This window comes from Rhizobium sp. 01L419, assembly GCF_056400025.1.
Genome location: NZ_JBFTSM010000003.1, coordinates 283315 through 309661, shown reverse-complemented (window position 1 = coordinate 309661; position 26347 = coordinate 283315). Strand labels below are relative to the sequence as shown.

The 26347-nt window shown below is 62.0% G+C and carries 24 protein-coding genes; 7 read left to right on the top strand and 17 right to left on the bottom strand.

Features of this window, described 5'->3' with window-relative positions:
- Positions 1-32: 32 nt before the first annotated feature.
- From otsB to AC1DUP_RS08475, 4 genes are all read right to left on the bottom strand, one after another.
- Positions 33-830 (bottom strand): trehalose-phosphatase, encoded by a 798-nt coding sequence (otsB, locus tag AC1DUP_RS08490; protein WP_113307732.1) that lies wholly within the window; start codon positions 828-830, stop codon positions 33-35.
- A 48-nt stretch (positions 831-878) separates the two neighbouring features.
- The gene (locus AC1DUP_RS08485) at positions 879-2417 is read right to left on the bottom strand and encodes a S10 family peptidase (RefSeq protein ID WP_477832418.1); all 1539 of its coding nucleotides are present in this window, start codon (positions 2415-2417) and stop codon (positions 879-881) included.
- A gap of 100 nt (positions 2418-2517) precedes the next feature.
- Positions 2518-3804, bottom strand: a complete 1287-nt coding sequence (locus AC1DUP_RS08480) for a CynX/NimT family MFS transporter (RefSeq protein ID WP_113298298.1) — start codon at positions 3802-3804, stop codon at positions 2518-2520.
- Complete coding sequence (locus AC1DUP_RS08475; protein ID WP_477832417.1) at positions 3801-4478, bottom strand: FadR/GntR family transcriptional regulator; 678 nt, start codon at positions 4476-4478, stop codon at positions 3801-3803. The genes AC1DUP_RS08480 and AC1DUP_RS08475 overlap by 4 nt, the downstream gene beginning before the upstream one ends.
- Positions 4479-5027: 549 nt before the next feature.
- Here AC1DUP_RS08475 and AC1DUP_RS08470 point away from each other — a divergent pair.
- The gene (locus AC1DUP_RS08470) at positions 5028-5840 is read left to right on the top strand and encodes a class II glutamine amidotransferase (protein WP_113298300.1); all 813 of its coding nucleotides are present in this window, start codon (positions 5028-5030) and stop codon (positions 5838-5840) included.
- Here the strand turns inward: AC1DUP_RS08470 and coaBC are convergent.
- Entirely contained in the window at positions 5827-7038 is a 1212-nt protein-coding gene (gene coaBC, locus AC1DUP_RS08465) for a bifunctional phosphopantothenoylcysteine decarboxylase/phosphopantothenate--cysteine ligase CoaBC (RefSeq protein ID WP_477832416.1), read from the bottom strand. The two genes, AC1DUP_RS08470 and coaBC, sit on opposite strands and share 14 nt — an antisense overlap.
- A gap of 71 nt (positions 7039-7109) precedes the next feature.
- A complete protein-coding gene (locus tag AC1DUP_RS08460; RefSeq protein WP_477832415.1) occupies positions 7110-8030 on the bottom strand; it encodes a DMT family transporter in 921 nt (306 codons plus the stop codon).
- A 251-nt stretch (positions 8031-8281) separates the two neighbouring features.
- On the opposite strand from AC1DUP_RS08460, the gene AC1DUP_RS08455 reads away from it, so the two are divergent.
- Complete coding sequence (locus AC1DUP_RS08455) at positions 8282-9145, top strand: NmrA family NAD(P)-binding protein (protein ID WP_477832414.1); 864 nt, start codon at positions 8282-8284, stop codon at positions 9143-9145.
- 63 nt (positions 9146-9208) lie between these two features.
- Here the strand turns inward: AC1DUP_RS08455 and AC1DUP_RS08450 are convergent, their stop codons facing one another.
- Together AC1DUP_RS08450 and AC1DUP_RS08445 are read right to left on the bottom strand one after the other, a co-directional pair.
- Positions 9209-9958, bottom strand: a complete 750-nt coding sequence (locus AC1DUP_RS08450) for an SDR family oxidoreductase (RefSeq protein ID WP_115035835.1) — start codon at positions 9956-9958, stop codon at positions 9209-9211.
- A gap of 131 nt (positions 9959-10089) precedes the next feature.
- Positions 10090-10854, bottom strand: coding sequence for an SDR family oxidoreductase (locus AC1DUP_RS08445; RefSeq protein WP_477832413.1), 765 nt, complete (start codon positions 10852-10854; stop codon positions 10090-10092).
- Between the two features lie 125 nt (positions 10855-10979).
- On the opposite strand from AC1DUP_RS08445, the gene AC1DUP_RS08440 reads away from it, so the two are divergent.
- A complete protein-coding gene (locus tag AC1DUP_RS08440; RefSeq protein WP_477832412.1) occupies positions 10980-11885 on the top strand; it encodes a LysR family transcriptional regulator in 906 nt (301 codons plus the stop codon).
- Here AC1DUP_RS08440 and AC1DUP_RS08435 read toward each other — a convergent pair.
- A complete protein-coding gene (locus AC1DUP_RS08435) occupies positions 11882-12757 on the bottom strand; it encodes a LysR family transcriptional regulator (protein WP_477832411.1) in 876 nt (291 codons plus the stop codon). The genes AC1DUP_RS08440 and AC1DUP_RS08435 overlap by 4 nt on opposite strands.
- A 90-nt stretch (positions 12758-12847) precedes the next feature.
- On the opposite strand from AC1DUP_RS08435, the gene AC1DUP_RS08430 reads away from it, so the two are divergent.
- Positions 12848-14101 carry an MFS transporter gene (locus tag AC1DUP_RS08430; RefSeq protein WP_477832410.1) on the top strand — a complete coding sequence of 418 codons (1254 nt, stop codon included), beginning with the start codon at positions 12848-12850 and terminating at the stop codon, positions 14099-14101.
- A gap of 58 nt (positions 14102-14159) precedes the next feature.
- A complete protein-coding gene (locus AC1DUP_RS08425) occupies positions 14160-14561 on the top strand; it encodes a GFA family protein (RefSeq protein ID WP_477832409.1) in 402 nt (133 codons plus the stop codon).
- 9 nt (positions 14562-14570) lie between these two features.
- Here the strand turns inward: AC1DUP_RS08425 and AC1DUP_RS08420 are convergent, their stop codons facing one another.
- From AC1DUP_RS08420 to ubiE, 8 genes are all read right to left on the bottom strand, one after another.
- Complete coding sequence (locus AC1DUP_RS08420) at positions 14571-16232, bottom strand: urocanate hydratase (RefSeq protein WP_477832408.1); 1662 nt, start codon at positions 16230-16232, stop codon at positions 14571-14573.
- 47 nt (positions 16233-16279) lie between these two features.
- Entirely contained in the window at positions 16280-16609 is a 330-nt protein-coding gene (locus AC1DUP_RS08415) for a TfoX/Sxy family protein (protein ID WP_113507418.1), read from the bottom strand.
- Positions 16610-16612: 3 nt separating this feature from the next.
- On the bottom strand, positions 16613-17710 hold the full coding sequence (locus AC1DUP_RS08410) for a DUF917 domain-containing protein (protein ID WP_477832407.1): 1098 nt from the start codon (positions 17708-17710) through the stop codon (positions 16613-16615).
- Entirely contained in the window at positions 17691-18971 is a 1281-nt protein-coding gene (locus AC1DUP_RS08405) for a Zn-dependent hydrolase (protein ID WP_477832406.1), read from the bottom strand. Before AC1DUP_RS08405 ends, AC1DUP_RS08410 begins: the two co-directional genes overlap by 20 nt.
- A complete protein-coding gene (locus AC1DUP_RS08400) occupies positions 18968-20335 on the bottom strand; it encodes a dihydroorotase (RefSeq protein ID WP_477832405.1) in 1368 nt (455 codons plus the stop codon). Before AC1DUP_RS08400 ends, AC1DUP_RS08405 begins: the two co-directional genes overlap by 4 nt.
- 27 nt (positions 20336-20362) lie before the next feature.
- A complete protein-coding gene (locus tag AC1DUP_RS08395; RefSeq protein WP_477832404.1) occupies positions 20363-21946 on the bottom strand; it encodes an aromatic amino acid lyase in 1584 nt (527 codons plus the stop codon).
- 91 nt (positions 21947-22037) lie between these two features.
- Positions 22038-23612: a 2-polyprenylphenol 6-hydroxylase gene (ubiB, locus tag AC1DUP_RS08390; RefSeq protein ID WP_113507421.1), complete on the bottom strand. Its 1575-nt coding sequence runs from the start codon at positions 23610-23612 to the stop codon at positions 22038-22040.
- Positions 23613-23617: 5 nt separating this feature from the next.
- Positions 23618-24394 carry a bifunctional demethylmenaquinone methyltransferase/2-methoxy-6-polyprenyl-1,4-benzoquinol methylase UbiE gene (gene ubiE / locus AC1DUP_RS08385; RefSeq protein WP_113307749.1) on the bottom strand — a complete coding sequence of 259 codons (777 nt, stop codon included), beginning with the start codon at positions 24392-24394 and terminating at the stop codon, positions 23618-23620.
- A 153-nt stretch (positions 24395-24547) separates the two neighbouring features.
- Here ubiE and mutM point away from each other — a divergent pair, with 153 nt between their 5' ends.
- Both mutM and AC1DUP_RS08375 read left to right on the top strand, forming a co-directional pair.
- Positions 24548-25438: a bifunctional DNA-formamidopyrimidine glycosylase/DNA-(apurinic or apyrimidinic site) lyase gene (gene mutM / locus AC1DUP_RS08380; protein WP_477832403.1), complete on the top strand. Its 891-nt coding sequence runs from the start codon at positions 24548-24550 to the stop codon at positions 25436-25438.
- 9 nt (positions 25439-25447) lie between these two features.
- The gene (locus AC1DUP_RS08375) at positions 25448-26221 is read left to right on the top strand and encodes an enoyl-CoA hydratase (protein ID WP_113298318.1); all 774 of its coding nucleotides are present in this window, start codon (positions 25448-25450) and stop codon (positions 26219-26221) included.
- Positions 26222-26347: the final 126 nt, after the last annotated feature.

The following is a 26347-nucleotide window of genomic DNA, read 5'->3' as shown; positions in this document are numbered from 1 at the left end:
ATTCCTTTCATTAGAAATAACTGCAAATGCAATCAGTTGGTGAAATGCGAGATGATTTCGCGGACCACTTGCGCAGAAGGCAGGGTGCCGCGAGCGGCGGTCTCGGCTGACGGCGGGCCGACGCGGACGGAATATCCACCGAGCCGGTTCGCCATGGCGAACATCGCCTCGTCGGTGACATCGTCACCAATGGCGATCGGATGGCGGCCGAGAAAGGTTGAAGTTGCGAGAAAGCTCTCCAATGCGTCGCCCTTGTTGGCTCTGGCGGGGCGGATTTCGAGAACCATCTTGCCATGCTGGAGGGTCCAGTCCGGTCTTGCGCGGTTCGCGAAACGCTGCATCAGTTCTGTAAGTTCCGCCTGCCGCGCCGGCGCAAGTCGGAAATGGGCGGCGACGGCCGCGCCCTTGTCCTCGATGAGGATGCCGGTCCAGCCTGCCGTCTCTGCCCGCAGTTCGATCTTCAGCCTCTCGAATTCGGCCGTAGACTCCACCTTGAAGATGCTGCCGTCGGGGCTGCGGCGTTCGGCTCCATGCAGGCCGGCGATAGGAAACTGGAAGGGAGCGAAGAGGCGGTCGGCATAGGATAGTCCGCGCCCTGTCACCAGCGCCAACGCGCCGCCGAGCCTTTTCGATAGCGCGTCGAGCTGCGCGGGAAGCGACGGTGGTACGAATATTTCATCCGGCGTCGGTGCGAGATCGAGAAGCGTGCCGTCAATATCGAGAAAGAGTGCGCCGTGCTGGAGATAGGAAGAGAGCGTGGTAAGGGTTTCGTCCTGCTGGGAAACGCTGCCGGATGGCGGCGCTTCTGATAGCTGATTGCTGTTTGCCATGCCCGGGAAACTAGGTCAGCACGGCTCTGCGGCAACCCTCGACCGTCCTCAATCTGCCGGCGGACCGGCGGGATGCTCGGCATAAAAGGCCTTCGCATCCGCCGTGAAGGCGGCGCGCTGGCCGGCCGTCGTGTAGAACATGTGGCCGCCGCGATAGAGCTTCAGTGACACGCGATTGCCCGCAAGCGACGGCGGAAGATGGTCAACTACGTAGCGGCTGACGCCATAGGGGGTCACCAGATCACTGTAGCCGTGCGCGACTAGCAGGTGAAAGGACGGGTTGGAGGCGAGCATCTGCCTGATATCGTCGGTGGCGCTTGCCTGGAAGCGCGAGCCGCCGCTACGTCCACCGCCCCAATCCCAGCGCCGGCTGATATCGTTCTCGAGCAGGGTGTAGGTCATCTCCGTCTTGAAGCCGAGTTCGTTGCGGGCATAATCGGCAAAGGCGCCGCCATAGGCGCGGGCGAACCCGTCGAGGATTGGGTCGTTGCCGCGGTCGTAATCGGATTCCGGATAGGGATCGGGTGTTGCGAAGGAGGCGTCGTAGGGGCTCATCACTTCGCCGCCCTGCCGGTCGGAATGCTTGGCGAAAGCATCGCCGAGGAAGCCGCGATTGCGGATAACGACATCCTGCGGAATGCCGGTGAGACTGGAAATCTTGCCATAGAAGGCTGTTGCCGCATCGCCTGTGGGCGCGGCGCCGGCAAGCGTGGTGAGATATTCGCCAAGCGCGAAGGTCTCAATATCGCGCTGGCTGGACTCGCTGAAGCTCCTGCGGCGGTCGGCCTCGGCGGCTGCCAGCGAGGGAAATTCCAGCGCCGCACCGAGCGCGAACTGGTCGGCATTGAACATCAATTGCCCTTCAAGCAGCGGCGATAGCATGACAGTGCCTGCGATGATGATTCCCTGGCTCTCTTGCAACGTGGACGCCACCTTGGCAGCGCGGAAACCGCCATAGCTTTCGCCGAGCAGGTATTTCGGCGAATTGGCGCAGTTGTTATGAGCGACGTAGAGCGCGATCGTTTTCGCCATGGTCTGCGCATCGGCGCTGACATTGTAATAATTCGAGGCGTCGTCGGCCTTCACCGTGCGGCTCCAACCAGTACCGATCGGATCGATCAACACGAGATCGGTGAAATCGAGCCAGCTATGCGTGTTATCGACGAGCTTTGCATTTGCGCCGTCACGGCCATCTGGTCCGAAATCCAGCACCTTCGGGCCGACGAGGCCGAGATGCAGGAATGCGGAAGCCGCACCTGGTCCGCCATTGAAGGCGAAGGTGATCGGCCGGTCTTGCCCCGCATCCTTGGCGACATAGGCGGTATAGAAGATCGCGGCGTTCTGCCCACCATCCTGGCCGAAGAGATCGAGTGTGCCTGCGGTCGCGGTATAGGCGATCTTGCGCCCATCGGCTGTCGTCAGCTCGTGTTCGGTGACGGAATCTGCGGGCAGCAGCCTGAGCACGCCCTCTCGGGCTGAGCCCTGTTGGGCGGGAGAACGACGTTCGCCGGCCTCTTGCGCGAAGGCGAGGGCAGGCGCGAGCGTGGCGGTCAGTGCGGCGAACAGAAGTAGGGATCGGAAGCGCAAGTATATCTCCTCCGGCGGGTGCGGGATGCGGCTGAGATAGGGTAGCAGCCGCACCCCTTCGATGGAGATCAAGAGATGGTGATGCGCAAGTGAGCTTTGCTCACTGGCCGCTCTCGACGGTCCGTGCGTTCACATGCCGTGCCCGGCCGGCCCGCCATCCATTGAAGGCTGCACCGAGGCCGAGCGCGACGAATAGTACGGCGCACCAGGCGAAACTGCCGGTCCAGCCGCGGATCAGGCCGACAATGAACGGGCCGATTGCGGCAAGCAGATACCCGATACATTGCGCCATGCCCGAAAGATGGGCTGCGACATGCGGATCGCGCGAACGCAGCACGATGGCTGTCATGGCCGCGGCAATGAGCCCGCCCTGGCCGATCCCCTGGAGGACGGCCCAGAACCAGACGGTGGAAAGTGGCGCGAAGAGCAGACCGAGAAGTGCCACGACGGCGAGGGCGCAGAGCGTAACATTGATAAGGCGCTGATCTTTGCCCCGCACGGCGATGTGCGGCACGACGAGGCAGGCGGCGGCCTGCACCATGACGGAGGCAGAGACGATGCCGCCAGCCGTAACGCCGTCAAGCCCGCGCTCACGCAAGATCGGCACCAGCCAGCCGAAGACGCAATAGGCGAGTGCCGACTGCAGGCCCATGAAAAGCGTGACCTGCCAGGCAAGCTTGTCCCGCCATAGTCCTTCGACGCGAAAGCCGCTGCGTCGCGCCTGTCGACCGCTCGCAATGACCTGCGGCAGCCAGATCAACCCAACGATGAGGGCGGGCAAGGCCCAGACGGCGAGCGCGCCTTCCAGCGAGCCGCCGAGCGCCTGTTCGATCGGCAGCGTCAGGCCCGCCGCACTGGCGGCACCCGCACAGAGCGCCATCGTATAGAGGCCGGTCATCAGAGCTGTGTTCGCGGCGAAGTCGCGCTTTATCAGTCCGGGTAGCAGCACGTTGCCGACGGCGATCGCAGCACCCGCAAGCGCGGTGCCGAAAAACAGCAGCGGAATGGAGGAAAGGCCGCGCAGCGCCGTGCCGAATGTCAGCAGCAGGAGCACGCCGAGCAGCGTCCGCTCCGAGCCGATGCGCTGGGCAAGCCGCGGAGCGAGCGGTGAGAACGCGCCGAGACAGACGACGGGCAGTGTCGTCAGAAGACTGGCGCCGAGTGGCGACAAGCCGAGTTCCGTGCGGATTTCCGGCAGCAGCGCGGAGGCGCTGGAAAACACCGGCCGCAGATTAAACGCGATCAGCACGAGGCTGGCACCGAGCAGGAAGCGGGCGGTCGTGCTCAGCTTCTGCGGTGGCAGCGGTGCCGGCACACTGTCTATTTCGGCATCGATCATCGTCTCGTCAACGGCGTCGAACGAGGGTGTGGCATTCTGTATGGTCATGAAAGAAGCATCCGGTCGAGGGCGGAAAGGATGGGCGCCATGAAATCGCGCACGGCGGTATCGGCCTTGTCAGGGCTGCCGGACTCGATCGCGTCGACGATTGCCTCGTGTGCCTGCATATCGGGTTCGGGAATCGCCTTGTCGAGCGTGGCGGCAATGGTCTCCGCAATCGAGGTGGAGAAGAAATCGTAGATCTCGATCATCGCCCGGTTACCGGAGGCGGCAATGACCGCCTTGTGGAAGGCAAGGTCGCATTCGATAAACCTTGCCGGATCGCCGCCTTGATAATTGCCGCGCGCGACAAGCAGTGCGCGAAGCCCGGTGATGATATCTGGCGTCTTGCGGATGGCGGCAAGCCGCGCGCCTTCTACATCGAGCGCGCAGCGCGCCGCGAACTGGTCGCGCAGGCTGGCGCGCCGCGCCATGGTGAGCGGCCGGCTGCTGTCGGTGGTCGAAAGCACATAGGTGCCGGAGCCCTGCCGCGTTTCCAGGAGGCCCTGCGAAACAAGAACGCGCACGGCTTCGCGCACAGTGCCGCGGCTGACCGACAGCATGGTCGAAAGCGAGGCTTCGTTCGGCAGTTTCTCGCCGACAGCCCAGCGCTTGGCGAGGATCTCGCTGCGGATCGCTTCAGTGGCCGTGTCGGCAAGATTGGTCTTGTTGAGAGGTTGCATCAACACTATTCGTAAAGTCATCTGATGACTTTACGAATAGTGTTGTTCCTTTCGAGCGTCAACGGCTGAATGAAGGCAATAAAAAAGGGCCGCTTTCGCGACCCTTTCCATGAGGTTTGGCCTGTAACTGGCCCGGACCGTCTTATGCGGCCCCAGGAAGGCGGGTTTAGAACGAGGGCTGCCTCGCCTTCATCACCACTTCCATGCCCGTTACGAAGTCCGAAAACTCATTAGACATTGGATCACCTTCCTTTCGTTACGTTGTCGATGAATTAAAGGTAGCTCGATTCCTTCGAGATGCAAGAGGAAAACGCATGGCTGTTTTTTAGCCGGCGTCGGGGCTATGTCGTTCTAATGCCTTATTTTCGGCCGTTCCGATCACGCAAATCCATATCGCATTTGCGGAAAGTGATCTTGACCATTGTCAAGAATTCGTCACCTGCGCCTTGCAAATCGGGTGGCGGTTAAGCCCTTATTAGCCGTAGCGTCAGACAATCCAGGACGTTTTCAGCATTCCTGCCGCAGCAGGCGGTGGGCCGGAGCAAGAGCATGTGTCGTTGGGCAGCCTATCGCGGAGATCCCCTCTATCTGGAGGAGCTGGTATCTTCACCCGCCCATTCGCTGATCGAGCAATCCCATTGCGCCACCCGCGCCAAGACGGCGACGAATGGCGATGGTTTCGGCATCGCCTGGTATGGCGACCGGCCTGAGCCGGGCCGCTACCGCGATATCCTGCCGGCATGGTCCGACTGTAATCTGAAGAGCCTGGCGCGGCAGATTCGCTCGCCGCTGTTCCTTGCCCACGTGCGGGCTGCGACCGGCGGCGGCACGCGGCGCGACAACTGCCATCCCTTCACGCATGAAACCTGGTCCTTCATGCATAATGGCCAGATTTCCGGCTTCGAGCGCCTGCGCCGGCCAATGGAAACCATGCTCGATGATGATCTGTTCAACGCCCGCAGCGGCACGACGGATTCCGAGCTTCTGTTCCTGATCGCCCTGCAGTTCGGCTTGCGTGATGCGCCGATCGCTGCGATGGCGCGGACCATCGCCTTCGTCGAAGGCTTGGCGGAGAATATTCTGGGTTCCGTGCTGCTGCGCTTTACGGCAGCCTTCTCGGACGGCAAATCGCTCTATGCGGTTCGTTATGCTACCGACCGCAAGGCGCCGACGCTCTACGCCTCGCCGCTTGCCGGCGGCTACTGCCTTGTCTCCGAACCATTGAACGATGATGGCGATGCCTGGCGGGAGATTCCTGACGGCAGCGCCGTGATCGTCAGTGCCGATGGCCTTGATATCACGGCGTTCCAGCCGGAAAAGCCCATGCTTGAAAGGCCGAAGCCCGTCTCTATCCCTGCGTAAGCCGCTCGGCGATCACGGCGGCCAGTCGCTCCGCAACCTCCGCCTTGGAAAGATCGGGCCACTGTTCGACACCGTCATGGCGGATGAGCTTCACGCTGTTATGCGTGCCACCCATGATTCCGGTTGCCGGCGAGACGTCGTTGGCGACGATGAGGTCTGCGCCCTTGCGCTCCAGCTTCGCCTTGGCATTGGTCTCGACATCCTGCGTTTCTGCCGCAAAGCCGATCACCAGCTTCGGCCGCGTCGTATGATGCCCGACAGTCTTGAGAATATCGGGGTTTTCGGTCAGCGCCAGCGTCGGGATGGATTCGCCCGGGTGCTTCTTGATCTTCTGGTCGGCGGCCGAGGCGACGCGCCAGTCGGCCACTGCCGCCACCATCACGGCGACATCGGCCGGAAGGGCGGCGAGCACGGCGTCGCGCATCTCCTCGGCCCGCTCGACATGGATCATCTTGACGCCGGCCGGATCGGGAATGGTAACCGGACCGGACACCAGCGTCACATCGGCGCCGAGCCGCGCAAGCGCTGCGGCAATGGCATGTCCCTGCCGGYCGGAGGAACGGTTGGCGATATAGCGCACCGGATCGATCGGTTCATGCGTCGGGCCGGAGGTGACGATGGCCCTCTTGCCGGCAAGCGGTTTCGGCCCGTCGTCCAGCAGGGCTTCGGCTGCAGCGACGATTTCCAGCGGCTCGGCCATGCGGCCGGTGCCGGTCTCGCGGCTTTCCGCCATCTCGCCTGCGACAGGGCCGATGAAGCGGAGGCCATCGCGCCGCAGCGTCTCGACATTACGTTTCGTCGCAGGGTGCGCCCACATTTTCGGGTTCATTGCAGGCGCGGCAAGCACTGGCCTGTCGGTGGCAAGCAGCACGGTGGAGGCGAGGTCGTCGGCAAGTCCATTGGCCATCTTCGCCATCAGGTCGGCGGTGGCGGGCGCGATCAGCACCAGATCGCAATCGCGCGCCAGCCGGATGTGGCCGACATCCTGCTCGTCCTGTCGCGAAAAGATGTCGGTGAAGACATGATCGGCGGCCAATGCGCCGACCGCCAGCGGTGTCACGAATTCCTGCGCCCCCTTGGTCATGAGCGGACGCACCGATGCGCCGCGTTCGCGCAGGCGGCGGATCAGATCGAGGCTCTTATACGCCGCGATGCCGCCTGAGATGATGAGGAGGATGCGTTTGCCGCTGAGAGCCATGGTTTTTTCCCGCCGCTTCTTTGACTGGGCAAAACCCTAAGCCTTTGGTGGAAAACATGCAATCGCGACAGTCAGGCTTGTTTGACCCGCTTGGGCGTAAAGAGCGCAATTGCCATGCCGACGCCGATCAGTTGCAGGACCGCACCACCGGCTTCGGGCACCGTCGGCATGCGCTGTTCGAACAGAAAGCCGTAAAAAAGGCCGAAGACGGTTTCTGCGACGATCAGCTGGGCGGCAAGCGCAAGCGGCAGAAGGCGCGAGGCAATCATCCAGCACAGCGTGGCAAGCCACGAGCCGGCAGTGCCCATGATTGTCGCCCAGAGTACGAAGTGAAAGGTCTGCGTGCCGGTGAAACTGACAGTCTCCCCGAGCGAGGTGAAGGGCAGAAGGACGAGTGCACCGATGCCGGCGCCGATCCCCTGCAAGGCGGTCCAGTGCATGGCACTTGGCGCATCCTGCGACTGCATGACCGCAGCACTCATCATGCCATAGGCGACCCAGAGCGCCAGTCCGATCAGCGCGGCGACGATGCCGAGCAGGATTTCCGGCTGATCGCTGGCGGATGTCGTGGCGAAGATCGAGACATTCACCCAGCCGATGCCGGCGGCTATCAGGATCAGCGGTATTGCCAGTGTTTTCCAGTCGATGGACCGGTCCTTGAGATTGGCGATGATGGCGAGCAGCACAGGCATCGTGCCGATGACGAGCGGTGGAATGGCAGTGCCTGCGTAACGCACGGCATAGGAAATACTCATGAAATAACCGACATATCCGATGCTGCCGAGCCCAATGCCGGTCAGAACAAGCGACCGGCGCAGACCCACCGGTCGAAAGCGCGGATTGATCATCATGATCAGGCTGACAACGGCAAAAAGCCCGTAGCGCGCCACGGTCAGGTCGATCGCCGTATAGGGCGCGACGACGCGCGGGGCGACGAAGCTCAGCCCCCACAGCGCACAGGTGGCCAGACCGCAGAGGATGCCGATCAGCATGTGAAACTCCGAAGAGATGGGACTGGGCTCCGGTGGGAAAGGGGATGTGGAGCGGTCGCGAAGAGCTATCGCCTAGCCGATATGCCCTATCACGTGCGGAAACAAGAGTCGGCCCGCGACATAGCGGAGACGGGTTTCGCAGAACGAGTCGAAATTGCTGCCTTTCTGTCATCAATCATGTGACGTAAGCGCACTTCAGTCAAAAATAGTGCGGCAGCATAGTGGGCCAACCCAAATAAAGGAGTTGTCCCATGTTTGCTGTAACCGGAATGACAGGCCAGGTCGGTGCCGCCGTTGCCGATCACTTGCTGAAGGATGGCGCCGAGGTTCGTGCCGTCGTGAGAAATCTCGAAAAGGCCGCCGGCTGGAAAGAGCGGGGCTGCAAGATCGCTGTCGCCGACATGAACGACGCGGTATCGCTGACATCAGCGTTCAGAGGTGCGGAAGGTGTCTTTCTCGTTATCCCTCCGCTTTTCGATCCCACACCGGGCTTCCCGGAGGTGAAAGGCATGCTGGCAACGCTGAAGACCGCGCTTGAGGCGGCAAGGCCCGGAAAGCTCGTCTGCCTGTCGACGGTCGGCGCACAGGCCACGCAGCCGAACCTGTTGAGCCAGCTCGGCATCGTCGAGAAGGAGCTTTCGACACTATCAATACCGGTCGCTTTCCTGCGCGCCGCCTGGTTCATGGAAAACGCCGCCTGGGATGTAGCGCCTGCACGCGAAACCGGGGTCATTCCGAGCTTCCTTCAGCCGCTCGACCGTGCCGTATCGATGGTTGCCGTGGATGATATCGGCGCGCTCGGAGCAAAGATGCTGCGCGAGGAATGGCTGGGTGTACGCGTGGCAGAGCTGGAAGGTCCCGAGCGTGTCAGCCCGGCCATGATTGCTGCTGCCTTCGCCAAGGCGCTTGTCAAGCCTGTGACCGCAGAAATTGTCCCGCAGGAGAGCTGGGAAGAGCTGTTCCGTGCCCAGGGCATGAAGAACCCGGAGCCCCGCATGCGCATGCTGGATGGCTTCAACGAAGGCTGGATCGGCTTTGAGGCTGGCCGCGGGAAATCGCTGAAGGGCACGACGACGATCGAGACGGCCATTCGCCGGCTTGTCGCCGGCGCATGAATATAAAGGCCGCGGCGGAGAGGAGCCGCGGCCTTTAGCTGATATCTCTGAAGTCTAGGGGGCTCAGAGATTGCTCATGCCCCCGTCGATGATCAGTTCGCTGCCCACGATGTAGGCAGCCTCATCCGAGGCGAAGAAGACGATGGTCTTGGCGACTTCACTGACGTCGCCGAACCGACCGGCCGGAATTTGCGACTGGATCTGGGCCGCCATCGCCTTGGAGTCGGCCTCCGACATGCCGAGCTTGCCGTAGAGCGGCGTGGCGATCGGGCCGGGGCTGATGGCGTTGACCCGGATGCCGCGGCCGATCAATTCTCCCGATAGCGTCTTGGCGAGTGTCAACAATGCGCCCTTCGTCAGCGCATAGACGCTGGAATTCGGCATGCCGATATGAGCGTTGATCGAGGTGTTGAGCACGATCGAGGCCTTCTTCGAAAAGATCGGCAGCAATGCCTGGATCAGGAAGTAAGGACCTTTGACGTTGACCGCGAACGACTTGTCGAATGCGGCTTCGCTCCAGCCTTCGAGCGGGCCGAATTCGGCAATACCGGCATTGACGAAGAGAATGTCGAGCGTGCCAAAGGCGTTCCTTACAGCTTCGCCAACAGCCGCCTGACCGGCAACATTGCCGGCATCGGCCTGGATGACGAGAACCTTGTCGCCGAGTTCGGCACGGGCGGCTTCCACGCTTTTTGCGCTGCTGCCGGTAATGGCGACGCGTGCGCCCTCGGCGATGAATTGGCGGGCGGTCTCAAGTCCGATGCCGCTGGTGCCGCCGGTAATCAGGGCTGTTTTGTTTGCAAGACGGGTCATTGTGTTGTTCCTTGGATATGGGACGGGCGTTTGCCCTTTGATGATCGGACTGCGCTGTAGAATGCCGGCACGATAACCTGCTGATTTCAGGAGGGTTCATCAAGCTGCAGCAGATACTTGCACCGTTGCCGTCAGGTGCGGGTGATCGAAGCGCCCCCATCGACCAGCGTGGCCGTGCCGGTGACGAAGCTTGCGTCGTCGGATGCAAGGTAAAGCACGGAGCGGGCGAGCTCTTCCGGTGCTGCGACGCGTTTGAGCGCGTGCAGGTTGGTGATGAAGGCCTGCTTGTCCGAGGTGTCGTTCATTTCGCGATACATGTCCGTATTGACGGCGCCTGGCAGGATCGCATTGACGCGGATGTTCTGCGGGCCGTATTCGGCGGCGAGCGCCTGCGTCAGCCCGATGAGGCCGGACTTGCTCGCGGCATAGGCGGCAACACCGGGGAAGGCGAAGCTGTAGCCGACGAAGGTCGAAGTGAAAATCACCGAGCCGCCGCCGTGCCTGACCATTTCGGCGACCTGATGCTTGGCGGCGAGGAAGGATGCCGTCAGGTTGATCGCCAGCGCGTCGCTGAAGCCTGCTTCCGAGACTTCGGTGCTCGGGCCGGCTTCTCCAAGCGTGCCGGCATTGTTGAAGGCGATGTCGAGCTTGCCGTAATTCTCGACGGCGGCTGCGACCAGTGCCTTGTGATAGTCTTCCGACCTGACATCGCCGGCAACGGCAACGGCGTCACCTCCCGCGGCCTTGATTTCATTGACGAGGCTGTCGAGCTCAGCCTGGCGGCGGGCACCGACGACGACCTTGGCGCCTTCGGCGGCAAAAAGTTTTGCGGTGACGCGACCGATACCCGAGCTTGCGCCGGTGACGATTGCGACTTTGTCGATCAGACGATTCATTGTTCCATCTCCTATCTTTGGGTTGGATCGGCGTGGCTGCCGGTTTCGATGACTGGAAGATGGCACTCTTCCTTCGTTCGGATTAGTCTCCTAAATGCGGAGCTCGAATTCGGAAAAGCCGAACGATGATGAAGATTGAAGGGATTGCGGCTTTTGTCGCCGTGGTGGAGGCCGGATCGGTGAGCGAGGCCGCCCGGCGGCTACGCCTGTCCAAGTCGGTTGTCAGCGAAAGGCTGGCGGAACTGGAGAAGACACTGGGCGCCATGCTCGTCCACCGCACCACGCGCAAGCTGACACTGACGGAAGATGGAGCAGCCTTTTTGGAGCGCGCCGGGCGCATTGTCCGCGAGATGGAAGACGCTGCGGCCGATATGGCGGAGCGCCGAGGCACGCTTTCTGGGCCACTGCGCATCGCGGCCCCCGTCAGCTTCGGCCGCCTGCATCTCGGTCCGGCCCTCTATCCGTTTTTGAAGGCGCATCCGCAGATCGCGCTGACGCTCGATATGGATGACAGACGCGTGGATCCGGCCTCGGATGGCTATGATGCCATCATCCGCCACGGCGCTATCGCCGATACGAGGCTGGTCGCCTGGAAGCTCGCCCGTAGCCGCCGGCTGCTCGTCGCCTCGCCCGATTATATCGAGCGTCACGGCAAACCCGGCTCGCTGTCCGATCTCAACGATCATCGCGGTGTCTTCTATACCAACCGTGGTGCCGCGGACTGGCGCTTCCAGACCGAGGATGGCACCGTCGTTATCCGAGCGATGCTGGGTCTCGGCATCAACAATGGCGACATGCTGCATGATGCCGCGATTGAGGGCCTCGGCATCGCGCTGTTGCCAACCTTTATCGCCGGTCCGACAATTCGGGACGGTCGGCTGATAGAGATCGATGTCGCTGCCAAGCCCGAACCGGAATTCATCTACATGGCCCATCCCGAAGGCCGAAACCCCTCGGCCAAACTGCGCGCCATCGCAGATCATTTGAAGAAGACCTTCGGTGATCCGCCCTATTGGGATCCGGATTTCTAATTCAGAAGGCTCATCAGGTTTTCGGTTACGGGAGATCGCTGGCTGCGCAGCACGGCAAGTGCCAGCCGTGCCACAGCGGGCGGTCCGTCGATCGGCCGGTAGGCAACGCCGGCAAGTTTGATCTGCGAAATCGAGGCCGGCACGATAGAGACGCCGAGATCGGCCGCGACGAGATTGACGACCGAGGAGATTTGCGGTGCCTCCTGCGCCACCATCAGTTCGAAGCCCGCCTCGCGGCAGGCGCGCACCACATCGTCATAAAGGCTGAGACCGACCAGCCGCGGGAAGAGGATGAAAGACTCTTTCGCCAGCAAGGCAAGCGGCAACGTCTTCTGCTTTGCCAAGGGATGGTTTGCCGGTAGGGCGACGACCATCGGTTCGTCCGGCAAGCGCTTCAGCTTGACGCCATCGGGATCGTCGTGGCCCGGCCGCATGAAGGTCGCATCCAGTTCGCCGCGTTCGAGCTTCTGCATCAGGCCGAGCGTGTTCATCTCCGTCAGTGAAAGCTGCACGTCCGGCCAGCGGGCCTGAAAACGGCGGATCGTCGTGCTGACGATGGGGTTGAAGGCGGAAGAGGCGGTGAAGCCGAGCGACAGCCGGCCGGTCTCGCCGCGATTGGCGCTCTGTGCCGCCAACCGCGCCTTTTCAGCCGCTGCCAGCGAGGCCTTTGCTTCCGGCAGGAAGGCGGCGCCAGCCGCCGTCAACTCCGCCCCATGCGGGACGCGGTGGAAGAGCATCGCGCCGATTTCCGTTTCGAGATCGCGGATTTGCTGACTGAGCGGAGGCTGGCCGATGCCGAGGCGTGCGGCTGCCCGCGTGAAATTACCCTCCTCGGCCACTGCCAGAAAATACCTCAGATGCCGCAGTTCCATCGCTATCTCCAAAACATATCAAGATCGTCTATTTCATATATTGGACAAATGGAGGCGGTCTGACTAGATCGGAGGCAGGAAGGAATTGATATGTCCGACTCTGCAATCCAAGACGTTGCCGGCCTGCAAACGGCCGATGAAGACCGTCAGAAACTCTATCTGACACGCGGTACCGGCGCCTATCGCCGCGCCAGCCTGGCTCTCTTCCTCTCAGGCTTCGCCACCTTCTCGCTGCTCTATTGCGTGCAGCCGCTGCTGCCGATCTTCGCTCAGGAATTTTCCGTCAGCCCGGCCGAGAGTTCGCTGGCTTTGTCGCTCTCGACCGGATTCCTGGCAATCGCGATCGTCTGTGCCGCTGCCGTCTCGGAAGGGCTTGGTCGTCGCAGCCTCATGTCGATCTCGCTGGTTGGCGCAGCCGTGCTGACGATCGCCACCGCCTTTGCGCCCGACTGGCATCTCATGCTGGTCATCCGCGCCCTGCAGGGCTTCGTGCTCGGCGGTGTTCCGGCCGTGGCCATGGCCTATCTCGCGGAGGAAATAGATCCGCGCGGCCTTGGCGCCACCATGGGCCTTTATGTCGGCGGTACGGCCTTCGGCGGCATGTCGGGGCGCGTGCTGACGGGCATCTTCGCCGAATATCTTTCCTGGCGACCGGCTCTGTTCCTGATCGGCGCCATCGGCCTTGCCGCGGCGATCGGCTTCATCGCTCTACTGCCGCCGTCACGCAATTTCGTGCGTCGTGCAGGCTTCGATCCGCAGTTCCATCTGAAGTCCTGGCTCGGACATCTCGGCAATCCGGCTCTGCCCTTCATCTTCGCCATCGCCTTCTTCGCGATGGGTTCCTTCGTGACGATCTACAACTATGCCGGCTTCCGTCTCGTAGCGCCTCCCTACGACTTGAACCAGACCGAGCTCGGCCTGATCTTTACCGTTTATCTTTTTGGGATCGGCGCATCGTCGGTCGGCGGCATCCTTGGCGACCGGCTCGGTCATTTCAACGTTCTTCTGACAGGCATCGGCATCACCGCAGCCGGCTGCGCGCTGACGCTTTCAGCCTCTCTGCCGCTCATTGTCCTCGGCATCATCATCCTGACGAGCGGCTTCTTCATGACGCATTCGGTGGCGAGTGGTCTGGTCGGCAAACTTGCGGTCGGTACGAAAGGCCACGCCTCCTCGCTTTATATGCTCGCCTATTACATCGGCTCCAGCATCATGGGCTCGGCCGGAGGCTGGTTCTGGTCGATGGAGGGATGGGCGGCGATCGTGGTCTTCACGCTGGTCATGATGGCATTCGCGTTTCTGTCGGCACTCGCGGCACGCCAGCTCGCCCGGCGCCCGTCTTGACTTCCGATCCGTAGTGACTAATTTAACTTATAGGTTAAATACGAGTCGGAGGATCATCGTGAAGAAAACCTACCATGGAAGCTGCCATTGCGGCGCCATTGCCTATGAGGCCGGGCTTGACCTTTCGGCCGTTACCTTCAAATGCAATTGCTCGATCTGCCGCAAGAAGCGCAGCTGGCTGGCGATCGTGCAGCCGGCCGATTTCCGTCTGGTGTCAGGCCGCGATCATTTGCGTGAATACCTCTTTGGCTCCGGGTCGATCCATCATCTCTTCTGTGAGACCTGTGGCGTGGCTTCCTTCGCCCGCAACGACAACGAAACGATCGGCCCCTTCATCGCCGTTGCAGTCAACTGCCTCGATGATGCGGGTGCTGAAGAGCTTGCCGCGGCACCCATTGCCTATTTTGATGGCCTGCATGACCGCTACGACGCCGAGCCCGCGGAAAAGCGGCTTCTCTGACAACGGCTTTCAGCCGAGCCGGATATAGGGCACATCCTTCTTCGCCACCTCGTCCAGCGCCTCGTCATAACCGGCGTCGGCGTAGCGCATGACGCCGAGCGCCGTATCGTTGGTAAGCGCATGGTCGAGGCGTTCGTCGGCGGCTTGCGAGCCGTCGGCAACGACGGTGACGCCGCAGCTCGTCATGTAACCGGCATAGCCGCCGCCGCCCGAATGGACGACGACGAGGTCGGCCATCGAGGAGCAAAGCATCATCGCATCGATGAGCGGCCAGTCCGCAATGGCGTCAGAACCATCCTTCATGCGTTCAGTCATGATGTTCGGATGCGCCATGGCGCCGGCATCGAGATGGTCTCGCGAGAAGGCGACAGGCCCCTTGAGCTCGCCATTCGCGACCAGTTCGTTGACGCGCTGCGCCAGCGCCGTGCGCTCGCCATGACCCAGCCACGCGATGCGCGCCGGCAGCCCCTCGAACGGAATGTGCTCACGCGCCAGCCGGATCCAGTTGGTAATGATCTTGTTGTCGGGGAACATCTCCAGCAGCAGGTCGTCGATTCTGGCGATATCGCTCTCCTCGCCCGACAGCGCCATCCACCGGAACGGGCCGATCGCGCGGGCAAAGAGCGGCCGCAAATAGGCTTCGGTGAAGATCGGAATGTCGAAGGCATTGGCAACGCCGCCCTCGCGGGCCTGCGTGCGGATAAGGTTACCGTTGTCGAAGACTTCCGATCCGCGCTTCTGGAATTCCAGCATCGCGGTGACATGCTCGACGATCGAGGCGCGGCTGGCGGCCATGAGCTGGCCCTGGCCGTCGTCGCGCAGTCCCTTCACCTGATCGAGGCTCATGCCCTTCGGCACATAGCCATAGACGAGGTCATGCGCCGAGGTCTGGTCGGTGACGATATCGGGCACAATGCCGCGCCGGACAATCTCGGGATAAACTTCTGCCGCATTGCCGACGAGACCGACGGAAAGCGCACGCTTTTCCTTGACCGCCGCATCGATCATCGAAAGCGCGCTATCGAGATCGGGTGCGATTTCCTGCAGGTAGCCGATCTGCTGGCGCTTACGGGCGCGTTCCGCATCGATATCGACGCAGAGGATGGCAGCCCCCGCCATGCGACCGGCAAGCGGCTGCGCCCCACCCATGCCGCCGAGCCCGGCCGTCAGCACGAAACGCCCATGCAGATCGCCACCGAAGCGGCGCTCGGCAATGCGCATGAAAATCTCATAGGTGCCCTGAATGACGCCCTGGCTGCCGATATATTGCCAGGCGCCGGCCGTTAGCCCGCCCCAGCAGATCAGGCCCTTGCGCTGCAGTTCGTAGAAGACTTCGGCTTTCGCCCACTGGCCGACGATATTGCAGTTCGCCATGATGACGAGCGGCGCCTTTGCGTGGGTCTTCACGAGGCCGATCGGCTTGCCGGACTGGATCAGCAATGTCTGGTCCTCGTCCATTTCGGTCAGCGCCTTGACGATGCCCCGATGTGCCGGCCAGTTGCGGGCCGCCTTGCCGAGCGCAGCATAAACAACGAGATTATCCGGATCTTCGCCGACCGAGAGCACGTTTTCCAAGAGCCGCAGGAGCGCTTCCTGCCGCCAGCCCTTGGCGCGCAGCTCCGGCCCGCCGGGGATCGGAAATTTCGGATGGCGTGGATTGGCCTTGGGCATCTTGGGTTCCTCGTCTTTTGTCGCCGGCGCCTGAAGCACCTGTTCATTCACTTCGCTGGCATCGGTTCCACAAAGGCAAGCGCCGCATCGATAAGGCGCCGCCGCATGGCATCGTCGCCATAGACATCGGCATTGGCTCGCACCCAGCCATGCATGATCCGCTCGCCCGACAGCATCTGGATTATGCCGGGCAGGGCCAGCGCCCAGCCATCTTTGCCCTTGCCGAGACGGAGAAGCATGCCGTCATGGCGCGCGCAGCAGAGCAGGTTGCCATTGAGCATAAACGCCCAGCCGCCGAACATAGATTTCTCGCTCAGGCCCGGCCGGTCGCCGAGCTCATCGCGCATCAGTTCTTCGAGACCAGGGTCGCGCGCCATGGCTCAAGCCCTCGTCTCCAACGCATAACGGGCTATCTCGATGCCCATCGCCTTTTCAACGGGCGGATAGACGGTCGGATCGAGCACGCTGGCCGAGAGCGGGATGATGTCCTTCGGCACATGCAGAATGAAGACACGCATGCCACCCTTGAGCTGGCCGACAGAGAGCGGCTCGCCCTCCTCGGAGAGCGTGGTAATGACGGCCGGGAAGGTTGCGATACGCGTGCCGCTGGCGTCATCGACAGCCATATATTCGTTCATCACATGCAGGGTCACGGCTTTCTCGCCGGCGCCGACCGTGATCGTGCCGATGTCGAAGGCTTCCTTCGTGTAGACGACATCCTTCTTGGTGATCGTACCCTCGGCGAGGATATGACCACCCGTTGTCTTGCAGATCGCGTCGATGATGGCGGAGCCGCCTCTCTTTTCCGCTTCGATGATCGCCTCGCCGAGCTTCAGTGCCATCGAGATGCCGCCGAGTGCGGCATTCTTGCGCACATAGGAAGCACGCAACGGATTGCGGCAGCTGGCGATGAAGCCGCCGGACTGGTCAGCCGCTGCACGCAGCACCGGCGAGATCTTCGCCGTTGCGCCTTTTACCACCAATTCGATGTATCGGTTTTCAGCGCGATTGCCGCCAACGGCGGTCTGGATCATCTGCTCCGGCGAACCCGCCATGCCGATCGAGCCCATATCGCCGGTCGGATGGGCGCGGATATCGCCGACCGCGTCGACGACCTTGGTTCCGAGAATGGCGGAAGGCAGCCAGCCGTTCAGCGTCGAGGATTTGCCGTTCTGGCCGATGATCAGGCCGGACAGTTTCTCGCCGAGGGCCTCCTGCAGAAGCTGAACTGATTTCACGTAATCGATGCCCTGCATCTCCCAGGGCGTGGTGGAGGCCGGCGCACCGATAGCGGCAGCCGTGGCGATCCAGTCACTGTCGCCGAGTTCTTCGACGGAGACGAGCTCAGGCTTGCCGACATTGACGGCTGCATAACCGAGCATGCGGCCGTGATCGGCCCAGCCGCCACCACCGGCAGCGTAGACGGAACCGCCTTTGACGGCGGCTTCCACATCCTTCTCAACCAGTATCCGTCCCATCGCCCATCTCCTTGATCACGTTCTGGTCCATCTCAAGCACCGCTTCAAAAAGTACGGCGGCGCCGAGCGCTATGTCGTCATTTTCAGCCCATTCATCCGGCGAGTGGCTGCGGCCTTCCTTGCAGGGCACGAAGATCATCGCAGCCGGTGCGACACGCGCGATCCAGGCTGTGTCGTGGCCGGCCCCGGAAGCCATGCGCCGGTGTTTGGCGCCAACCGTCTCGCAGGCCCGCTCCAGCTTGGAGAGCAGGCCCTTGTCGCTCGGTGTCGGAAGATTGTCGGAGATGCGGTTTGGCGGCGCGATTGTCACGCCAAAGGCGAAGGCGAGCCTTTCGGCGTGGCCGGTGAGCCAATGGCAGAAGGCCTCCATGTCGTCGCGGATTTCGGCACGCCCGTCGACCAGCAGAACGACACGCGACGGCACGACATTGGCGGCATTCGGCTCGATCCGGAACTCGCCGACGGTGGCCGCAAAATGGCCTGGCGTCTTGGCAAGCTCGCTTGCCGCATTGCGGATATCGATCACGAGCTGCGCAGCAGCGACCAGCGCATCGGCACGCGAATCCATCGGGGTCGTGCCGGCATGGTCGGCCCGGCCTTCCACGGTGATTTCGATGCGGGTGATGCCCGAAATTGCTGTGACGATACCGATATCCTTGCGCTCGTTTTCAAGCACCGGGCCCTGCTCGATATGCAGTTCCAGAAAGCCGGCGATATCGGGTCTGTTCTCATGGGTCAGGACGCCGGGCGATCCCCCGACCTCGGCAATGGCTTCGGCAAGGTCCCGACCATCGACGCTGCGAGACAGCCACGCCTGCGGCAATTGCCCGGTCATGCCGCGGCTGCCAACGCAGGAAACGCCGAAGATGCTCACTTCCTCAGCCAGGAAGTCGACGATTTCCAGATCATGGTCGAGGTGGATTTCCCGTTCCCGCAGCGACCGCGCAACTTCAAGTGCTGCGGCAACACCGGCAATGCCGTCGAAGCGACCGCCGTCAGGCACCGTATCGGAATGCGAACCGAGCATGATGATGCCGGATCCCGGTTTTAAGCCTTCCCGCCGACCAATCAGATTGCCCGACGCATCGATACGGGTTTCCAGGCCGATCGCACGCATACGCGCCTCAAGATAGGCGCGACCTTCGAGAAAGAGCGGCGAAAAAGCCCGCCGCGTCCAGGGATGATCGGGTTCGGTGATGGCGGAAAGAGCCTCAATATCGGCAGAGATCCGGCCAGGATTGACGGGCAGGTTGCGGCTCATGCGAGCACCTGGCGTGGCAGCGGGCGCACGAAGCGGCCGGAACCGGGTTCGGCCATAACCTTCACTCCTTCGGTGATTTTCTGTCCGCGCAGCCAGGCGGCTGAAACCGTCCATGGCAGGCGGATACCATTATAGGGGCTCCAGCCGACGACATTGTTGCCGCTCGCAGAAGCGTCATAAACCCTCTCGTTGGGTTCGAGCACGACGATGTCGGCATCCTTGCCTGGCATCAGCGCGCCCTTGATGTGGTCCAAACGGAAATGTTTTGCCGGATTTTCGGCCATCAGCTTTGCCGCCCAGGTCAGGGGAATGCCACGCTCCAGCGCGCCCTTGACGAAGAGCGGCACCATCACCTCCAGGCCTGGAACGCCGGATGCATTCGCCAGCATGTCGGGATTGGTCTTGCGGTTCTCCGACCAGCTCACGTGATCGGTCGACACCAACCAGACATTGCCTTCGGCGACTTTGCGCCACAGCGTTTCGACTTCGGCGCGCGGACGTACCGGCGGATTGATCTTCGCCTTGCCGCCGAGCCGCTTCACATCATTTTCCTCATCGAGCGTGAGGTAGTGGATGCAGCATTCCACAGTCGCCTCGAAGCCGTCGCGGCGGTAGGCGCGGGCGATATCATAGCCGCGTCCGAGCGAGCAATGCACGACATGGGAGGGACAGCCGGTATTGGCGCCGGTCTCGAAGATCGTATGCATGGCAAGCAGTTCAGTGATCGGCGGGCGCGACAGGCCATGAGCGCGCCAGTCGGTAATGCCGCTTGCCTTCACCTGCTCCATGTAGGTGCGAACCGCTTCGTCATCCTCGTTATGCACGCCGGCCGTCAGCCCGGTCGGGGCAATCGCCGCAAAGCAGGCGTCGAGCAGCGCAGGCGGGATGCGTGGGAAACGTTTGGGATCCGTGCCGAAAGTGGAGAATTTGAAGGCGGCGACGCCCGCCTGCACCATTTCGGCGATGCGCGCAGGACCTTCCTCAGGATCGATTGTGCCGTAGAGCGCAAAGTCCACACGTGCCTGCGGGCCGGCGTGATCAAGCTTCTTCTTTACCGCTTCGGCCGAGCAGACGAGATTGCCTTCGTCATAAGGCATATCGACGATAGTGGTCACACCGCCGGCCGCCGCCGAGCGCGTCGACCAGATGAACTCCTCCTGATCCTTCTGCGACAACGAATGAACCTGGGCGTCGATAGCGCCCGGCAAGATCAGCGCCTTGCCGAGAAGATGCCGTTCCCTGGCCGCCGGCGGCACGCCGAGGCCGACTTCTGCGATCTTCCCGTCACGAACGGCGACATAACCGCTTTCGAGAATGCGCTCCGGTAGCACCACCGTGCCCTGCAGAACGAGATCGAAATCCATGCCGCGTCTCCCTCGATAGGTCGCAATTCAGATGATGGCCGGTTCCTGCGTCAGCCGCTCCTCGATGCGCTCAAGCGAACCAAGCGCAAAGAAATCGTCGAAGGAAGCGATCGGCACTTGCTCGATCAGCTTCGAAATGAATTCATCCGAGCCGAGTTCTTCCTCGATCGCCTCGACCTCGGCCGAGAGCGGCCGATCGACCGTATAGAAGGCTGCGTGTTTGCGCACGACCCCATAGAGCATGCCCGCAACACCCTTCGGCGTATCGCCGATAATATCGATCGCCTGTGCCGAAAGCAGGGCTTCCAGAGCGGCGAGACGTTTCAGCGCCCGCATCTGCCGGTCGAAACGCTCGATGACGAGCGGCAGGAAAGCTGCCTCGTCTTCAAGGCCGGCTGCAACGACGAGCGACTGCGCCGAAACCGGATTCGACATGGAGAGTACGCGCGAGAAGATTTCCCCCGCAAGCTTGATGATCGGTCCAAAACCGGTGGCAATGCGGCCGGGAGGTACGAGATTGACCGGCAGGCCGCGCCGCTGGCCGTTGCCGAGCAGAACGCAACGGTTGAAGGCATTGCGCGCCGCATGTGCCATGCAGAGTGCGGCCGATTCCAGGAGGATCGTCACGTCGAGCGGCAGGGAACCGCCCGATGTCATCACCCGTCCTTCCACGACGACGGGATTGTCGTCGGAGCGCCCGGTGGCGGCAAGGATCTTATGGCCGGTCGAAAGCAGGTTCTCGATAACCGCACCGAAGACCTGGGCGATCATGCGGAGACTGAGCGCGTCCTGCACGTGGGTGGCGACCGGCCATTCCCATTCGTCCGAGGCATTGCAAAGCCAGGCGCCGATCAGCGCTTCCCGTGCCGTCCCGACATGGCGCACGGCCCGCCAGGGATCACGCGATGCGCCGAGCGCGCCTGACGCCATCATGCCGGTCGCAAGCAGGACGCGGATCGAGGCGGCGGCATTGCGCGTCGTCTCGGCGGCTGCAGCAAAACTGACGGCATTGACGCTGAGTGAGGCGAGGCTGTCGCGCGGCGCCATCTTCACCGGTTCCATGCCGGCTGCCTGGAAGGCTTCGGCGGCCTGCATGCGATTACCGCGATAGATCGCTTCGCCGACCCCGGTCAGCACAGCGCCGATCTGGCCCATCAGGCCGATATCGGCGCAACCGATCGAGCCGGTGCGACGCACGACTGGAATGACGTCCGCCTTCAGCATCCGCATATAGGCGTCGATGAGGTCAGGAGTGCAGCCGACCTGGCCGGTCAGCGCCGTATTGACGCGCATCGCCATGGCATTGCGCACGACATTGCAGGAGAAGGGCGTGCCGGTGCCGAAGTGATGGGCGCGTACGAGGCCTAGATTAAAGGCGTCGAGATCCTCGGGCGACCATTCGACATCCTTCATGGCGCCCACACCCGTGGTCGCGCCGTAGACCGGCATCCCGGTTGCAATGGCATCCTCCACGATCGTGCGCGCAATCTTCACACGCTGCATGCCGATCGCCGAAGCCGAAAGTGCTGCCTTGCCGGAGCCGATCCTCACCATCTCGGCAAAGCTCAGGGGCTGGCCGCTCAGTTCGATTCCGGGACGCTCGTGCTTCATATGCTCATCTCCATGGAGGCGAGACTAAGCGAGCCTCACGTCTGGCGGGATATCCCAAATGCCGAACACATCATGCATTTGTTGGTCCCGGTCAGCTCAGTATCCAGGCAATATAGAGAAGTGTGAGCGCAATGATCCAGAGGGCCACTTTGGCGGAGCGATTGTGGCGTGCTTCCGCCTTGCCGATGGCTTCGGCCGTCTGCTCGTCGAAGCGCAGGCCGTGCTCGCTCATATGCACAAGCTGGTGATGGAATTTCTCCGTCTGGGCAGCGATTTCGGGCGCAGCTTCGGCAAGCTTCACGGCCGCCTTCAGCCCGTCCTTGAGATCGGTGACGATACGCTTCGGGCCGAGATTGTTCTTGATCCAGTCGCCGACCACAGGCTCGGAGGCCTTCCACATGTTGAAGCGCGGATTGAGCATGCGCGAGACGCCTTCGACGACGACCATCGTCTTCTGCAGCATGACGAGCTCGGGCCGCGTCTGCATGTCGAAGAGTTCGGTCACTTCGAAAAGCAGCGTCAGCAGCTTGCCCATGGAGATCGTCTCGGCCGGCTGTCCATGGATCGGCTCACCGATCGCCCGGATCGCCTGGGCAAAGCTCTCGACATTGTGATGGCCGGGCACGTAACCAGCCTCGAAGTGCACTTCCGCCACCCGAATATAGTCGCGGGTGATGAAGCCGTAGAGGATCTCGGCAAGGAAGCGGCGCTCCTTCTTCCCAAGACGCCCGACAATGCCCATGTCGACAGCGACGATCATGCCGTCGGGATCGACAAAGAGATTGCCCGGATGCATGTCGGCATGGAAGAAACCGTCGCGCAGCGTATGGCGCAGGAAAGACTGGATCAGCGTGTCGGCAAGCTGGTTGAGGTCGTGGCCGGCAGCCCGCAATCCCTCGACGTCAGACATCTTGACACCGTCGATCCATTCCATGGTGATGACGTCGCGGCCCGTTCGCTCCCAGTCCACCTTCGGCACACGGAAGCCTGGATCCTTCTCGGTATTCTCGGCAATCTCCGAAAGAGCGGCTGCCTCGAGACGCAGGTCCATCTCCACCTTGGTGGTTTGTTCCAGCGTCTTTGTGACTTCCACCGGTCGCAGGCGCCGGCTGCCCGGCATGAAGCGTTCCTGCATATGGGCGACGAGGTACATCGCCTCGATATCATGGGCAAACCGCGCCCGGACACCTGGCCGCACAACCTTCACGGCGACCTTCTTGCCTCCCTGCGGCGTATCGACCTCGGCCGGATGCACCTGCGCGATGGAGGCCGCAGCAATCGGATCGCCGAAACTTGCATAGAGGTCTGCGATCGGTCGCCCGAGCGAACCCTCGATATTGGCCTTGGCGGCAGCCGCCGGGAAAAAGGCCATGCGGTCCTGAAGCTGCGACAAGTCGTCGGCAAAATCGACGCCGACGACATCGGGACGCGTCGCGAGGAATTGGCCGATCTTCACATAGGATGGCCCGAGCCGTTCGACGGCTTTCGCCAGCCGGTCGCTGCGCTTTTGGGATTTGCTTCGATTGCGGGCGAAAATACCGACAAAGGACTTCGCCAGGCTGACGGACGGCGGCAGCCCCTCCGAAGGCAGCGCCGAAATGACGCCCTCGCGCACAAGAATCCAACCGACCCTGACGAGCCTGAAATATGCACCGAAAGCACTCATGCGGATCAGAGCTTCCAGCCGGAGTGCAGCGCTGCGATGCCGGCGGTATAATTGGTGTAGCTCACCCGGGAGAAGCCGGCCGTGCGGATCATCGCCGCGAAGTTCTCCTGGTTCGGAAACTTGCGGATCGACTCCACGAGATACTGGTAAGGCTCGGCATCGCCGGTGATTGCCTTGCCGAACTTGGGAATGGCATTGAACGACCATGCGTCATAGATCTTGTCGAGAACCGGCAGTTCCACTTCCGAAAATTCGAGCACGAGCAGGCGGCCGCCGCGCTTCAGCACCCGATAGGCTTCCGACAGCGCCACCTCGATCCGCGGTACATTGCGGATACCGAAGGCGATCGTATAGGCATCGAAGCTGTTTGCTTCGAAGGGAAGGTCCTCGGCATTGGCCTCCACGAAGGTGAGGTTCTCCGAAAGCCCCTTCTTTTCCGCCCTCTCGGCGCCGACGCCGAGCATGGAGCCATTGATGTCCAGCACGGTCGCATGTGCCTGGCGGTTGGAGGCTTCGACGATGCGGAAGGCGATGTCGCCCGTACCGCCGGCAACGTCGAGCACTTTGTAGCCCGGCTCTTTGCGCGGGTTCAGCGCCGCGATCATCGCATCCTTCCAGACGCGGTGCATGCCCATCGACATGACGTCGTTCATGATGTCGTAGCGCTTGGCGACCTTGTGGAAGACCTCGTTGACGAGACCCTGCTTCTCGCCGGTCGGCACCTCGCGGAAGCCGTAGGATGTTTCCATGCCGCCATCGGCGGAGATACGGCTGTCTGACATCAAGCTACTCCGTTCACATCAAGAATTCGGCGCGGCGACCATAGCGAAAACGTGGCTGCGGCGCTATTTGTGGGCCACGGTCCGCCCGCGGCACGTTGGCGCTATAGCGCACATCGCAGGCGGTTGAAACACGTTAGATATAGATGGGTTAAGATGCCGGAATTGCCAGAAGTCGAGACGGTGAAGCGCGGCCTGACGCCGGCGATGGAAGGCGCACGCATCGAAAGGCTGGAATTGCGTCGCGGTGACCTGCGTTTCCCTTTCCCGAAGGATTTCGAAAATCAGGTCTCAGGCCGCACGATCATCGGCCTTGGGCGGCGGGCCAAGTACCTGCTGATCGATCTCGACAGCGGCAAGACGATCATTTCCCATCTCGGCATGTCCGGCTCCTTTCGGATCGAGCAGGGTCCGGTCACCGGCACGCCCGGCGAATTTCATCATGAGCGCTCCAAGGACGAGAAGCACGATCACGCCGTCTTCCATCTGGAAGGCGAGGGTGGTCCGCGTCGCGTCATCTACAACGACCCGCGCCGCTTCGGCTTTATGGATATTGCCGATCGCTCCGAGCTCGACGCGAACCCCTTCCTGTTTGGCCTGGGGCCGGAGCCGACCGGCAATGAACTGTCGGCCGCCTATCTGGCCGAACGTTTCGCCGGCAAGGCCCAGCCGCTGAAGGGCGCACTGCTGGATCAGAAGACCATCGCCGGGCTCGGTAATATCTATGTTTGCGAGGCCCTGTGGCGTGCACATCTCTCGCCCGCGCGTGCAGCCGGCACGCTGGTGACGAAGACGGGCAAGCCGAAGGAGCCGCTGAACCTGCTTGTCAGTTCGATCCGCGATGTGATTGCCGATGCGATCGCTGCCGGCGGATCGTCACTGCGCGACCACATTCAGACGGATGGCTCGCTCGGTTACTTCCAGCATTCCTTTTCCGTCTATGATCGCGAAGGTCTTGCTTGCCGCACGCCGGGCTGTGGCGGTACGGTCTCGCGCATCGTGCAGGCTGGCCGTTCCACCTTCTATTGTGCCACCTGCCAAAAATAGGAGCGCGCGATGGCCTATGAAACCCTTGTAGTCGAAACCCGCGGCAATGTTGGTCTGATCACGCTGAACCGGCCGCAGGCGCTGAACGCCCTGAATTCGATAGTGCTCAAGGAATTGAAGCGCGCTTATGCGGCCTTTCACGCGGATGATGCCATCGGCGCGATCGTGCTGACCGGTTCCGAGCGCGCCTTTGCCGCCGGCGCCGATATCAAGGAAATGCAGCCGCTCGATTTCGCCGAGGTCTATAAGAGCGATTTCATCAGCGGCTGGGATGAGATCGCCAAGGCCCGCAAGCCGATCATCGCTGCCGTCAGTGGTTTTGCACTCGGCGGCGGATGCGAGCTTGCCATGCTTTGCGACTTCATCATCGCCTCGGAGACGGCGAAGTTCGGCCAGCCGGAGATCACGCTGGGGGTCATTCCGGGCATTGGTGGCTCGCAGCGCCTGACGCGAGCGGTCGGCAAGGCCAAGGCAATGGACCTTATCCTGACCGGTCGCATGATGGATGCGGCCGAAGCCGAGCGCTCGGGACTCGTTTCGCGTGTGGTGGCGCCTGAGCGGCTTCTGGACGAGACACTGGAGGCGGCCGCCAAGATCGCATCGCTGTCGCGTCCCTCGGTATTGATGGCAAAGGAGGCAGTCAGCCGCGCCTTCGAGACCACGCTGGAGGAAGGCCTGCGTTTCGAGCGCCGTCTCTTCCAGAGCCTCTTTGCGACCGAGGACCAGAAAGAGGGCATGGCTGCCTTCGTCGAGAAGCGCAAACCGGCCTTCAGGAACAGGTGAGCGGGCGGCGCTGGGAAAGGGGCTTTTCCTTGAAAATGCGCGTTGACGTCGCGCAGCTTTAGAGTTATATGCCCGCCCACGGTTCGGAAAGCCGCTCTGGTTTTCCGCTAATGCTCCCGTATTGCT